Annotated in this window: 14 protein-coding genes and 1 pseudogene; 4 read left to right on the top strand and 11 right to left on the bottom strand. The window is 39.1% G+C overall.

The window, feature by feature from the left end:
- On the top strand, window positions 1–130 hold a 130-nt coding region (locus tag RM347_RS15500), incomplete at its 5' end, for a transposase (RefSeq protein WP_428850561.1).
- An 88-nt stretch (window positions 131–218) separates the two neighbouring features.
- Here the strand turns inward: RM347_RS15500 and RM347_RS15495 are convergent.
- The 5 genes and pseudogenes from RM347_RS15495 to RM347_RS15475 form a co-directional block, all read right to left on the bottom strand.
- Window positions 219–623 carry a sensor histidine kinase gene (locus RM347_RS15495; RefSeq protein ID WP_416211870.1) on the bottom strand — a complete coding sequence of 135 codons (405 nt, stop codon included), beginning with the start codon at window positions 621–623 and terminating at the stop codon, window positions 219–221.
- Window positions 613–852, bottom strand: a pseudogene (locus RM347_RS15490) (sensor histidine kinase); the annotation flags it as partial. The gene RM347_RS15495 and the pseudogene RM347_RS15490, both read right to left, overlap by 11 nt.
- Window positions 798–1,352: a hypothetical protein gene (locus tag RM347_RS15485; RefSeq protein ID WP_322716605.1), complete on the bottom strand. Its 555-nt coding sequence runs from the start codon at window positions 1,350–1,352 to the stop codon at window positions 798–800. The gene RM347_RS15485 and the pseudogene RM347_RS15490, both read right to left, overlap by 55 nt.
- Window positions 1,353–1,476: 124 nt before the next feature.
- Window positions 1,477–1,713, bottom strand: a complete 237-nt coding sequence (locus RM347_RS15480; protein WP_428850560.1) for a hypothetical protein — start codon at window positions 1,711–1,713, stop codon at window positions 1,477–1,479.
- 7 nt (window positions 1,714–1,720) lie between these two features.
- The gene (locus tag RM347_RS15475; protein ID WP_322716607.1) at window positions 1,721–1,975 is read right to left on the bottom strand and encodes a hypothetical protein; all 255 of its coding nucleotides are present in this window, start codon (window positions 1,973–1,975) and stop codon (window positions 1,721–1,723) included.
- Window positions 1,976–2,317: 342 nt separating this feature from the next.
- Between RM347_RS15475 and RM347_RS15470 the strand changes: the two genes are divergently transcribed.
- Genes RM347_RS15470 through RM347_RS15460 form a run of 3 tightly spaced genes read left to right on the top strand, consistent with a single transcriptional unit; the run spans window position 2,318 to window position 5,087 of the window.
- Window positions 2,318–3,403, top strand: a complete 1,086-nt coding sequence (locus tag RM347_RS15470) for an ABC transporter substrate-binding protein (protein WP_322716608.1) — start codon at window positions 2,318–2,320, stop codon at window positions 3,401–3,403.
- A 28-nt stretch (window positions 3,404–3,431) separates the two neighbouring features.
- Window positions 3,432–4,325 carry an ABC transporter permease gene (locus RM347_RS15465; protein WP_322716748.1) on the top strand — a complete coding sequence of 298 codons (894 nt, stop codon included), beginning with the start codon at window positions 3,432–3,434 and terminating at the stop codon, window positions 4,323–4,325.
- Between the two features lie 54 nt (window positions 4,326–4,379).
- On the top strand, window positions 4,380–5,087 hold the full coding sequence (locus RM347_RS15460) for a Uma2 family endonuclease (protein ID WP_322716609.1): 708 nt from the start codon (window positions 4,380–4,382) through the stop codon (window positions 5,085–5,087).
- Between the two features lie 52 nt (window positions 5,088–5,139).
- On the opposite strand, the gene RM347_RS15455 is transcribed toward RM347_RS15460, so the two are convergent.
- The 6 genes from RM347_RS15455 to RM347_RS15430 form a co-directional block, all read right to left on the bottom strand.
- Window positions 5,140–8,769: a hybrid sensor histidine kinase/response regulator gene (locus RM347_RS15455; protein WP_322716610.1), complete on the bottom strand. Its 3,630-nt coding sequence runs from the start codon at window positions 8,767–8,769 to the stop codon at window positions 5,140–5,142.
- An 87-nt stretch (window positions 8,770–8,856) separates the two neighbouring features.
- Entirely contained in the window at window positions 8,857–9,033 is a 177-nt protein-coding gene (locus tag RM347_RS15450; protein WP_416211871.1) for a four helix bundle protein, read from the bottom strand.
- Entirely contained in the window at window positions 8,964–9,206 is a 243-nt protein-coding gene (locus tag RM347_RS15445; protein ID WP_322716611.1) for a four helix bundle protein, read from the bottom strand. The genes RM347_RS15450 and RM347_RS15445 overlap by 70 nt, the downstream gene beginning before the upstream one ends.
- Before the next feature lie 137 nt (window positions 9,207–9,343).
- On the bottom strand, window positions 9,344–12,652 hold the full coding sequence (locus RM347_RS15440) for a GAF domain-containing protein (RefSeq protein WP_322716612.1): 3,309 nt from the start codon (window positions 12,650–12,652) through the stop codon (window positions 9,344–9,346).
- A 119-nt stretch (window positions 12,653–12,771) separates the two neighbouring features.
- Window positions 12,772–13,245 carry a chemotaxis protein CheW gene (locus RM347_RS15435; RefSeq protein WP_322716613.1) on the bottom strand — a complete coding sequence of 158 codons (474 nt, stop codon included), beginning with the start codon at window positions 13,243–13,245 and terminating at the stop codon, window positions 12,772–12,774.
- 128 nt (window positions 13,246–13,373) lie between these two features.
- On the bottom strand, window positions 13,374–13,736 hold the full coding sequence (locus RM347_RS15430) for a response regulator transcription factor (protein WP_322716614.1): 363 nt from the start codon (window positions 13,734–13,736) through the stop codon (window positions 13,374–13,376).
- Window positions 13,737–13,772: the final 36 nt, after the last annotated feature.

Raw genomic sequence — 13,772 nt, 5'->3', positions numbered from 1 at the left:
TAGGACAACAAGTGGTGCTGTGGAAGGCATCAATAACAAACTCAAGCTAATTAAGCGTTCCGCTTATGGGTTCAGAAACTTTAATAATTTTAGAGTAAGATGCTTATTGAATTGGCATTTTAATTATTAGTTAAGCATAACAAGTACTGAAGAGCCACAAATGATCAAATATCTTTTGTTTTACTTGTTCATTCATTCCTTTACCATTATCTTTAATCTTAATAATTATTTTTTTGCTTGTCATCGCTAATTTGAGTAATAATTCTGATGCAATTAGGATTGGCTTTAATCTCTTCAAAACTGCGTCCAATATTTGACTCTTCCAAAGCATCAATAGCATTTGCTAGAATATTCATAAATACCTGATTCAACTGCCCAGCAAAGCATTCTACTAATGGGATCTCACCATATTCTTTGATAACTTGAATTTCTGGGTGAGTTTCCGAAGCTTTGAGGCGATGTTTGAGAATCAGGATAGTGCTGTCGATACCATCATGAATGTTACAAGCAATGGGGCGATCGCTATCAGCACGAGAGAAGGTTCGTAAGGAAGTACTAATATCCCGAATTCGCTTCACTCCTTCTCGCATAGAACCCACTAACTTCGGTAATTTGGCCAGCACGCACGCGCATCATCTCTGCAATGCCTTCCAAAAGTGCCGGGAAATTGGCATCGCCAGGATACAATTCCAACTTTCGGGCTTCGATTTTGGCGAGGTCAAGGATATCATTAATCAGATTGAGCAAATGATTGCCGCACTGATAGATGATATCTACACCTTTTTTAGCTCGTTCTGTTAAGGGTTCACCATTTTGGAGAATTTGGGCATAGCCCAGGATGCCATTGAGCGGAGGGTAATTGGGGCATAACCATAAAGAATGGTTTCGCCATTTGCAGTTTTGTGAAATTCCTGTTCAACAAGGGGTGCATTGTGGGCAACGGCTGCATATAAATTATCTAAAGACTTTGTGTAATCCATGCCAATCAATACAGTTTTGTCTCGGTCGGCAGGGTCATAGTTTAAGACATAAATAAATTTTTTATTTGGTTGCTGTCTTACCGTATAGATACGTAAAATATCTTTGCTAGTTGCTTGAATAGCTACAAGTTTATCTTGATTAATTTTGTAAAAGGCTGAGGTGCGATCGCTACGCTGGAGAACCAATCCATGATAATCGCTGTCGATTTGTGGAACTGCCAGACTAACAATCGCCAAAAGCCGATTACGGATTGCCTGCCGTTGACTAGAGTACAACTGCCAGTACATTCCCGAAGCAATTGTCCCTGCCATCACCGCGATTAGCACTGAATAAGAAGCAATAATTTTTGTGCTGAGGTTCCAATTTCGCACTGATGTGGCTCCTTTTACAGCCCCAAACTACTGAGATGGACAGTGCATTGTTAGTCACTCCCAATGTTATTTTTGCCCAATTATTTCTAAGATGCCCACTTCATCTTTCAAATGAACAGTTAGATTAAGGATTGGAGATTTCTCTCCCTGTACTCTTATATGGGTTTAGCCCAAGGGTGGCGCGGTAAGCAGCGCGTTGAGACTCCAGCCCTACTTTGTTAGTAATCTGTTGCCATTTTTGTTCAATCTGCTGCATTGCCTGCTCGGTTGTAATTTTGTTCCCTAAGAACTTAGATACAACGTCATCAAGAACTTCAAATTGATATTGTTGATTATGGGGAATGGTCAAACTCAAAACCATATTGGGACTATTCAAACCCAGCAATCCGTCTCTTAGTACCTGTACGAACGGTTTCATCCTGAGTGATAACGTTAATTGTTACACCGTCAAAGCGTTGTGGAGTTTGCTTGATCTGTGTGGGCTGGGGTGCTACAGAGATTTGAGAACTGGGTGGGGAAAAACTGCAACCTGGAATCCCTAAGCTCAACCAGAGGGCGGCCAGGAAAATTAGACAATATCGAACTCGCTGCAACAGAGAGCGAAAGATTTGCCAATTAGACATTTGGATGATTCCTCCTTACAGTTATGAATCTAAAACTCCTGTAACAGTTTTAACTGGTAAGGTAAGGAGAAACCCTGGGATTTTTACTAGTACAGAAGTGCAGTTCAGCTTGCCACGCTGGGTTTCCTTGATAATTTGACGATCGCTCGTTCGCTTTGTTAATTTTTATAACTCAAGCTTGATTAAAAACCGTGCCTAACACTAGCTGACAGCAGTAACTTATTAACAGTTGCACAAGTAGATACACTTAAGTTAATCTTTAAACTACCTATGGGCACTCCAATTAAAGGCATATTTAGAATCAATCGACAACAATACAAAAGATGATTAACTATTAACTTAATGACTAATAGACGCCAATTTTTAAAAGGGGTGACAGCACTTTCTAGCTTATCTTTAGGTGGTTGTGGCTGGAGGCTGGCTGAAGTACGTGCTAATTCTAATACCAGTAGTCAGCGCGACCAACTTTATATCTTTACCTGGACGCAATATACTGACAACCAATTATTGAAAACTTTTAGCGCTCAAACTGGCATAAAAGTGCTGGCAGATGTCTATGATTCCAATGATGTCATGCTAGCTAAATTGCAAGCTGGAGGCGGCGGCACTTACAGCATCATCAACCCATCTGATTACATGGTGCAGAAGATGGTAGACAAAGGTTTGCTAACAGAAATAAATCACGATCGCTTAATCGGTCTAGAGAATTTATTTCCCCGATTTCAAAATCCTAGTTATGACCCCAATAACCGCTACAGTATCCCTTTTAACTGGGGGACAACAGGTTTACTTTACAATTCCGAAAAAATAAAAGATGCACCACAAGACTGGGATTACCTTTGGCAAAATCAAGAGCAACTTAATCAGCGAATGACTTTGCTCAATGATGTTCGAGAAGTGATGGGTGCAACCTTACGAATGCTCGGTTATTCTTATAACTCAAAAAATGAACAAGAAATCAAACAAGCTTATGAAAAATTGAAGGTTCTAAAACCTGCGATCGCCCGTTTTGACACCGATGCTTGGCAAAATCAAATTCTGGCAGGAGATTTGCTACTGGCAATGTGTTATTCGGCAGATGCAGTGAAAATATCTCAAGAAAATCCTAAACTCAAATATGTGATTCCTCGCAGTGGTTCTTCATTATGGACAGACACTATTGTAATTCCCAAAACAGCCCCCAACCAAGCTGGAGCTTATGCTTGGATTAACATGATTTTGCAACCAGAAATCGCAGCCCAAATCACTCAACGCCTGAATATTTCTACGCCGAATAGCGCCGGATTTGAGCAATTACCAAAAACAATTCAAAACAACACTAATTTGTTTCCGCCAGAGTCACTGTTAAAAAATTGTGAACGTGTTACACCTGTAGGAGAATTTGAAGAGGTTTACGATCGTTATTGGACTCAATTAACTAGCAGTTAAAAGAGTTATGAGTTAGGAGTTAGGAGTGATTAATTTGGAAAAAAATGAGATTTCTAAAATAGAAAAATTGCAGCACTCCGTTAGAAATTGGCTGCAACCATTGGTATTGCTTGCACCATCTGGGATTTGGTTATTACTTTTGTTGTTGCTGCCAACTTTGATAATTTTCGAGTTAAGTTTAGTTGCAGATATCCGACCGGGAGATTTGGTCAATCCCAACGGATTCAAAAACTACATCCGAATATTTGACTCTCTTTACTTGCAAGTAATTGGGCGATCGCTATTTTTTGCGTTTGGCACTACGATAATTTGTTTAATTTTGGGCTTCCCCGTCGCCTATTGGATTGCTCAGATAGCGCCGCAGCGTTGGCGAAATTTGCTGCTATTAGGCTTTGTTCTACCTTTGTGGACTTCTTCGTTACTCCGTTCTTATGCTTGGATTACAATTCTTCGTCCTACTGGTTTATTAAACAGTTTACTCAGCAATTTAGGGTTGCCTACTTGGGAATTACTTAACAATAGTCAAGCTGTATTGATTGGCATGAGTTACAGCTTATTACCTTATATGGTTTTGATTTTATATGCTTCTCTTGAAAAGCTAGACAAGCGGTTGCTAGAAGCTGCGGCTGATTTAGGTGCAAATCCGGTGGAAACTTTTTTCCAAGTAACCGTACCGCAAATTTTTCCGGGAATTGCGGCTGCTTCCATGCTTGTATTCATCACAGGCTTAGGGGATTTTGTCGATCCAGAATTACTCGGTGGTGCTTCTAGTATGACGGCGGCGCGGTTAGTTTATAATCAGTTTCTTGGAGCCACCCAAAATTGGGGATTTGGTTCAGCCTTGAGTATGACGTTAATTTTGCTTGTTAGTATTGCGATCGCACTTTTAATCAAGTTTGGGGAAGCTACACCCAAACGCTAAACTTTTGTTCGCTCATTTATAATAAAGGCATCAAACGCCAGCGAGACAACGGTTATGCTCTCACCCGATCTCAAAAATGCGTTACCAACTACTGACGAACTTCCCTGTTCAGACGATACCCCAGTGGATAACGAAGACCAAAACTTTTTGCCCAACATTTTACTCTTCTTACTCAACTCTATTTGGGCAAATCGTATGGATTGGTACTTCGGAGTAGATATGGCAGTGTATCACACCACAGGAGTAAATCCCAGAGTACCTGTAGTGCCAGATGCTTTTTTGAGTCTGGGAATAGAACGGAAAAAGGGTGGTAAATCACGCAAAAGTTACGCGGTTTGGGAAGAAAATGGGATAGTTCCAATATTCACATTAGAAATGGTATCCCATACTCCAGGAGGTGAATACGACGAAAAGCTAGATATATATAGAAAACTCGGTGTATTGTACTACGTAATTTATAACCCTGAGTTTTGGCGACGCGACCAACATCAACCCTTTGAAGTGTATAAGTTGCTCGATGGAAACTACCAACTACAAATAGGTGAACCTTATTTGATGCCAGAGGTGGGTTTAGGTATAGGACGACACCAAGCTGTAATTGGCGGGATACAACAGGAGTTTTTATGTTGGTATGACGAGCAAGGAAAGCGCTATTTGACAGATGCAGAACAGGCACAACAAGAACGGCAAAGGGCTGAACAGTTAGCCGAGTATTTACGCTCTTTAGGAGTAGATCCAAATAATTTACCTGATAATTCGTAATTCGTAATTCGTAATTCGTAATTCGTAATTCGTAATTCGTAATTAAAAATTGTTAATCATTTTTCACTATGAGTAAATGATCTAAATTATCTGGATTATTGTTAATTAGCTCCTTAATTTTAGAGATAAACTCATGCTCTAAGAAAGGTTTGGTTAAGTAAGCTTTTGCACCCAATTCTTTGGCAAGCTGGCGATGTTTTTCAGCGCTGCGAGAAGTAAGAATTACAACAGGAATTTTTGCTAAATTTGTGTATTGGCGGAAATTGCTCAACAACTCAAAACCATTCATTCGTGGCATCTCTAAATCGGAGACGACAACTTTAATTTCAGGATGTAACTGCAATTTTTCTAGAGCTTCTACACCATTTTGAGCTTGTATTACTTGATAACCTGATTTTTGGAGAGTCAGAGAGAGAGTTTGCCGGAGACTAATTGCATCATCTACTACTAAAACAACTTTTGGTGATTTATAATCTGGCTCTTGAGAATAACTGGGTTGGGTTTCTATAGTTGTTGTGGAAGTCGATGCCGCAAGTAATGGTGTAGATGAAAAAGTATGCCCTGATATCGGCAAGGCTTTTTTATTTGACGGAGAAGCTACTGGTAGCGCCCTGATATCAAGTGTTGTTTGTTGGATTTCGCTAGATTTTACCAGTAACAAAGCATCAATTACTAAGATGAGATTACCATTAGCTAAACTACTACAACCATAAATGTATTTTGGCGGTGCGATGGCATTTCCTAAAGGTCTAATTACCAGTTCTTGTTCACCAATTATTTGGTCAACTTCTAAAGCAACCTTTCCCTGATTTCGCTGTAGCAAAAGAACCGGATTTTTCGCTACACTTGGGTCGTGAGTATTTGAAGTGTTGTATGGAATCTCATTATTAATGAATGAACCATTATAATTAATCAACTTTGAAAGTTGACGAAGGCTGACCATAGTCTCATCATTGTCTATATTCAAATGTAAGACTTTTTTCCCTTCAATTTCTTTAATCTGTTGTTCAGAGGGAATCAATATTTTTTCGATACTGTCCAACATCAGACCATAAACAACACCTTTGGCTTGAACTAGCATTAACTTTTCTGTAGTCATAGAAAAAGGAATTTTGAGGATGAATATTGTTCCTTGGTTGGGTAAGGATTGAACTGAGATTGAGCCGTTGAGTGCGTGCATCTGAGTACGCACAATATCTAAACCCATACCCCGCCCAGAAATTTCACTCACTTTATTAGCAGTAGAAAATCCAGGCGAAAATATCAAATCTAAAAGTTCAGATTCTGCTAAATTAGAAGCATAAGCTCTAGTCTTTTCTTCAGTTTGTATGGGATAAAATTCAGCAGCTTTTCTGCGAATTCTGTCTAAATTCAATCCTTGACCATCATCCCGAACTTCGATAACAGTTTGGCTACCCTGATGATAAGCGCAGATTTCGATTAAACCTTGTTCTGGTTTACCAAGTTCTCTGCGAACTTGGGGAGCTTCAATACCGTGGTCAAAAGCATTACGCACTAAGTGTAACAAAGGATCGTAGAGCTTTTCTGCGATCGCTTTATCTACTAGTACTTCAGTACCACTAAGTTTCAATTCTGCAAGTTTGGCATAAACATTCCCCAACTTATCTACCATGTGGGGGAAGCGATTCAGAATATTGCCTAAAGGCGACATTCTTGCTTCTACTAAGCCATCTATAATATTAAGAGTTAGATTTTCTTGTTTGTCGCTAATTTGAGCAGCTTGTGTCAGAAGTAAGTCAAGAGACTCTGTGGTTTCTTGTAGTTGCAGTGTTTCTTCTACTGCTTCGTGCAATGTCATGTGAAATTCTGTATATATATCCATTTCTAATGAGTCAAAATTCACTGCAAAATTTTGCGTTTGTTGTGAGGTAATATTTTGTATTTGTAATGGTAAATCGCGTAATTCATTTAAAGTTGTTTGGTGTCTAGTGAGTTGCTGTATTAATTGCTCAATTATTTCTTTAACTTGTTCATCTTGCAAGCTACGCCGTTTTTGGTAAATCAGCAATTCTCCAGCTAGATAATTGAGGTGTTGCAGTCTCTCTGTATCTACTCGTATAAATGAAGGCTGGCGAAAATTTTTAGTTTGAACATACTGTGATTTATCTTCTATTTCTTTGTTGATTTGTGTAGCCAAATCAGGCATTACTTGAATAGCTGTTTCAGAAACATCTATAACTACTTGCTGACTGACAGTTAATGAATCAAGCTTTTCTGAAGACTCATCAGTCTGAATCGTCACGACTTCAGCAGCAAGATTTTGGCTAGCTTCTTCTCCCCATATTGATTCTAATAAGTTATCAATTGCTTGAGGAGATACAGATTTAGATATTTTTTTAATAACTAACAGTGTTTGTAATTTGGGGCTATCAAGCCAATTTTTCTCTTCGCTAGTAACAGGAGGATAATTTTTATATTCTTTTGCTAATTTATGAATTTGGCTCTGTAGGATTTTAATTACTGAGAGGTAGCTGTCAGATGGTTTAAGGGAATATTGAAATTTTGCAACTGCAAATAGGATGATTAAGATGATACCACGTCGATAAATACAAAGACTTGGACTATCTTCTTCATCTTGGACAAAATCAAGAAACTTTTTCAGCCAGTTTTCGATATAATTAAGTAGACTTTTTCTTTCTAATGTGGGAACAAGTAAAGTTAAATTGAGTTCTGACTCTGGTATTTGCATCTGGTGATTAAACCAGCCCAAAATATAGCGAATTACTTTTAAATAAAACTTTGCAGTTGTTGGGTTTACCGATTCGTTTTTATTGCGATCAGGTGTAATTATAAACTGGTAAAATTTTTCTTCATTGATGATAAATGTGCTAGCAGATGAATTATTTTGCAATTCTTCAGATAACTCATTATTTGCCACTATTGTGAGTTTTCGTAAACCTGATGAAGGTTCTCCGCCAGATGTGCGATCGCCTGCTAGTACCAATTTTTGTGCTTGTTGCAAATCTGCAAGGGCAATTTCTGCAATCTGCTGCACCTGAGTGGGGTTTGCTTGGAGTGCTGACAGAATTGTTTGGGAAATTCCTCCCAATCCAGGTAAATTTAGAGATTCTGCCAAGCCGAGAAACACCTCGGCTTGAGAGTGTAAAAACTCAATAAATTTGTCACTATTTGGTGGATTGTTAACAGCGTCAGCAATACTGTTTAGACGTTGTTCTACTCCCACTTCAAAAACGGACTGCACAATATCAAATCCCAATTCTTCAGAAGTGGGAATATGAGACTCAGCACCAAATGCATCACCAAGTTTCTCTTGCAACTGTGCAAAAACTGAAGTTGCTCGATGGAGCAATTCTTCATCATTAACAGTGCTGCCTATTAGTTCGGTATTTAATGCTATGCTCAGACACTCATAAGCTTGTAACAAAAGTGTTTGTAATTCGGCATCAACTACCACTGTTGGATTATATAAAGCCTTAAATATATCTTCTAATAAATGGGCTATCATCTTAATTACTTCTAGCCCAACATTAGCAGCACCACCTTTAAGTGTATGAGTAGCCCGCATTAAGTTATGAACTTTAGCAGTGCTATAACCTTCCGATAAGCTAAATAGTTCTTGTTCAATAATTTGGACTAATTCCGGGGCTTCAGCCAGAAAATAGATGTATCCTTGCTCGCGAATTTCGTTATCTGTGATCATAATTAGGGAGTGGGAAGTGGGGAGTGGGGAGTGGGGAGTGGGGAGTTAGGAGTTAGGAGTTAGCAGTTAGCAGTTAGCAGTTAGGAGTTAGGGAGTTGATCGACCAATTGATTTTTCAGTTGTCTTGACTATTGAACTCAAAATCCGAATGATTTCGTCTGCATAGATTAGTTCATTAGTTAAATCAATATTTACTAGTTTGGACTGTTGTAGTAGACGTAGCCAGTATTTGGTTTCCCTAGCTTCTTTGTATGCAATATACATTTTTGCCAAGAAATCCTTTCTACTCTGACCACCGCTAGCCTCTTCAACATTCGGCCAATTCGTAGTAATTGCTTAGAAAGCACATATTCCCGTTGCTCTTGCAGTTTAATATATAGGTGAATAATTTCTAAAGCAAATTGAAAACTTTTCTGTTGAATAATACTTTCTGCCAATTACTCTTCTCCTATCTTTAACTCAAAAGTTATAAGTAATTAAGGTCAAAGCATTTTTATATTTGGAAATCAAATGGTGATTTATATAATGAATGCTTTGACCAAATAACTCCTAACTCCTAACTCCTAACTACTTTTTATTTCACTTTAAACTTACTAGCAGTTGTTAATAACTCTTGTGCCATTCCTGATAACTCTTGAAACACAGTAGCAATTTCTTGAGATTCACCAAAAGTTTTATTAGCAATTTCTGCTACATCTTGCATTGATTTAGTTACTGTTACAGATTGCGCCATTTGTTTTTGAGTCGCTGCGGTAATTCGCTCGATTAGCTGACTAATTTCGGCAGTTGCAGAAACGATCGCATTTAAGTTTTGGCGAGTGTCACTAACAAGATTTGTACCTTCTACTACCTGCTGAATACCAGTTTCCATCGCCACTGCAACTTCCCCTGTTTCTGCTTGAATCTCCTGGACTAACTTTTCAATTTCGATGCTGGCTGCTGCTGACTGGCGAGATAAAGAACGGACTTCATCAGCTACAACTGCAAAGCCTTTGCCATATTCACCGGCACGGGTGGCTTCAATGGCTGCATTCAAAGCCAGTACGTTTGTCTGTGTGGCAAAATTACCAATCAAATTCACCACTTTGGAGATTTTTTGCGAGGATTCGCTGAGGCGTTTAATCTTTTTGCTGGTTTGAGCAACGGTTTCACGAATTCCTTGGATTGCTTTGACAGTTAAGTTCATCGCAGTATCGCCTGACTCTACGGTTTGATTGGCTTGTCGTACTGCTAGTTGCACTAACTCAGCATTCGCCACTACAGCTTGAGTAGAGTCCACCATCTGTTGAATGTCACCTAAAGCTGCGGTAATTTCCTCAGATTGTTGTTGCGCCAGATTGGTTAGTCCTGCTAGTGAAGCGTCGCTATTGCTAGAGGTTTGGGCAACTTGTTGAGCAGCCCCTTGTACCTGAATAACGATTTGCCGCAGCGCTTGCAGAGTATTATTATAGGCATCGGCGATCGTGCCTAGCTCGTCTTCTGTAATCGGTGCGCGTACAGTTAAGTCGCCGTTGAGAGCGGGTCTAAGGGCTGTTAAGAGTTGAATAGAGCGTTGTTGTAGTAACTCCTTAGCTGCCTTTTCCCGTGCTGCTGCTTCTGCTAATTTTGCTGACTGCGCTTGTACTTGTTGCAAATATTCGGTATGTTGTAATGCCAGTCCTAACTGGCTGCCAATGCGTGCTAACAAAGTGACTTCCGATTCTTCCCAATCACGAATTCCCGAATTCTGATAAGCTGCCAGCAATCCCCACAATTGTTCGCCAGCAAATACAGGAACAATTACATAAGCTTTGGCTTCAAATTGCTCTAAAACTTCAATGTGACAAGGAGAATGACCTACCTGATAGATATCATTTACAACAAAGTTTTCCCCTTGGGCATATCGACCTCCCTGAGTTTCTTGTAAGTGGGTATCTTCCCAGACGGTTTTGATATCGGGGCCTACCAGTTTTACCCACAGATGGCCTGCTGACTCTGCAACAAATTCACCACTCCAGTTAGGATTGAAGCGATACACGGCAACGCGATCGCATCGCAGTAATTGCCTGACTTCTTGAGTAGTTGTTTTGAAGATTTCTTCTACATCTAAAGATTGCCGGATGCGGTTACTGATCTTGGTGAGAGCTTTCTCTTGTTCCGCTATCTGAGCTAGTTTCTCAGATTTCACCCGCACTAATTCCAAATAATCTATCTGTGATTTAGCTAGGCTAAATTGCAAGCTAGTCTGAACTAAAAAGTTCACTTCCCAGGTTTGCCATTCACGGGTGCTGGAATTTTGATACGCTGCCAGCAAACCCCACAATTTATCCCCGAAAAATATCGGAACAATTATGTAAGCTTTGGCTTCAAACTGCTCTAAAATCTCAATGTGACAGGGAGCAAGCCCTACTTGATAGATGTCATTAACGATAAAGTTTTCACCTCTGACATATCTACCTCCTTTAGTTTCTTGCAAGTAGGTATCGTCTAAAACGGTTTTAATATCAGGGCCTACCAGTTTTGTCCAACCAGTGGCCACAGACTCAGCCACAAATTCGCCGCCCCAGTCAGGGTTAAAGCGATAGACAGCGACGCGATCGCATTGCAGTGATTGACGCACTTCTTGAGTAGTAGTTTTGAAGACGCTTTCTACATCTGAAGATTGTCGGATGCGGTTGACTATCTTAGTGAAAACTTTCTCTTGTTCAACTATTTGAGCTAGTTGGTCAGATTTCGTCTGCACTTGTTCCAGATATTCCCCTTGTGAGATAGCCACACCAAATTGCAACCCAATTTGAGTTACAAAGCTTTCTTCCCAAGGTTGCCAATCACGAGGCCCAGAATTTTGGTAAGCTGCCAGCAAACCCCATAATTTTTCTCCAGCAAATATGGGTGCAATGATGTAAGCCTTCATTTCATACTGCTCTAAAATGTCAATATGACATTGAGCATGGCCCATTTGATAAATGTCATTAACCACAAAGCTTTCACCCTTGGCATAACGTCCTCCTTGAGTGTCTTGTAAGTGGCTATCTTCCCAGACCATGTAAAAATCAGGGCCGACCATTTTTATCCAACCGTTACCCACTGACTCAGCTACAAACTCGCCACTCCAGTCAGGTTTGAAGCGATAGACACCAACGCGATCGCATTTTAGTAATTGACGTACTTCTTGAGTGGTTGTTTGAAAAAGCTTATCAACATTTGATACCCGCAAAATTTTGTCGATGACTTTAGCTACCGATTTTTTTGCTAGTAGCCGCTGTTGCTGTTCTTTTTTGAATTCAAAGCTCTGCAATTTGTAGGTCAGTTCTGTTGTAATTTGAGATAGGAGACTAATTTCTACTTCTTGCCACTGTCGCATTGAGTTGCAATTATTTACTGCCAGTAACCCCCACACTTTACCTTCTACTAAAATCGGTAAACTCAAACTAGCTTTAATTTGAAATTTATCTAGCAGTTGCTTTTGATAGGGTGTAAGTTGGATCTGATTGATATCGTCAATAACTACAGATTCTATATAGTCTTGATTCGTATATAATCCAAAAGTAATTCCGGGAATATTTTCGCCTAAAGTTGGTGTCCAACCTAGTGTTCTGGATTCTGCTAAAACTTTACCTGACTCCAAGGAATTAAACTGATAAATTAAGGCGCGATCGCAGCCAATCTTTTCTCTAATCTGCGCTACAGTAATTTTGAGTAATGTGTCAAAGTCTGGCGCTTGGCGCATATGAGTCGTGATATCTTGCAACTGCCGCCGCCAGGTTTTAAATTCTTGAGCGATCGCATTTAATAAAGATATTTCATTGCTAGCAATATTCGCTATATTAGCGTTACCATTTTGATTGTCCAATTCAGAAATTAGATGTTGATTTTCATGGCTATTATTATACAAAAATGTCATGGGATTAACCTCAAAACTTGTGAAAGATAATAGTTTGATATGTGGCAGATAAGAATGAAATGGCATGTGATTTTTAAGGCTTGTCGAAATAATATGCCTAATCACCCATTAGTAAATGATCAATTATGAATTCCCCATGTGGGAGCTTGGATAATAGTTATGGCATCCAAATTAAAAAGCATCTCCTCAGAATCATTAATAAAGTATCCCTGTAAGAAAGGTGATATTTTAGGATAAAATAATTCAGCAGTTGCGGGTTTCATTTGCTTAGTATCCAGCCATTCAATATCTATAAGCTGTCGCACCAATAGTCCCAAATACTTACCCTTATTTTCTAGAATAATCGCCATCATTCTTGAAAGTAAATTTGGCCCTTGCGAAATTGGAGAATAACCTAACATCGCTTCTAAATCCACTAACCAAAGCATCTCACCGCGCCAGTTATAAATACCCAAGACGCTACTGGGCATCTGAGGAACGCCACATATTTCTGGTAATGATACTTGTAAAACTTCTGTGATGTGTTGTAACGAAATTACAGCTGTATCACTTACTCCCAAATTAAAACTTAAAAACTTTTCCTTGGTTTCCAAAGTTATTTATCCTTTGTCCTTGAATATTTATCTTTAGCCACTATTTGCAGTTATTGTTTGAGCTTGCAAAGTTATATATTAGTAATAGTGAGTTGGAGTGGTGATTGGTTTATTACACTTGTACTAAATTAACTAATCAATCGCTTTAAAATTACTACTAGTTCTTCTCGATCAATTGGTTTTGAGAGATAACCATCAGCACCCAACATATTACCCCAAATTTTATCTACATCACTATTCTTTGTAGAGCAAAAAACCACAGGTATTTTGCTAGTGTTGGGATTGTTTTTCAGCTCTCGGCAAATTTCAAATCCACTTTTACCCGGTAAAATTACGTCGAGAAATATTAAATCTGGCTTATTTTTATCTATTTTATCTTGAGCTTCTTCACTGCTTGTAGCACTAATCACAGAATAACCTGCCTGTTGTAAGTAACGGCTGATTATTTCCATATCTGTTAAGCCATCTTCAACAACTAAAACAGTATTCATAGCAATTACTCGTTAAACTTTTCTCAGCATGTAAAC

The organism is Nostoc sp. ChiQUE02, assembly GCF_034531305.2.
Taxonomy (GTDB): domain Bacteria; phylum Cyanobacteriota; class Cyanobacteriia; order Cyanobacteriales; family Nostocaceae; genus Nostoc.
The sequence above is the reverse complement of the archived record's forward strand: the minus strand, read 5'-3'. Positions and strand labels throughout refer to the sequence as shown.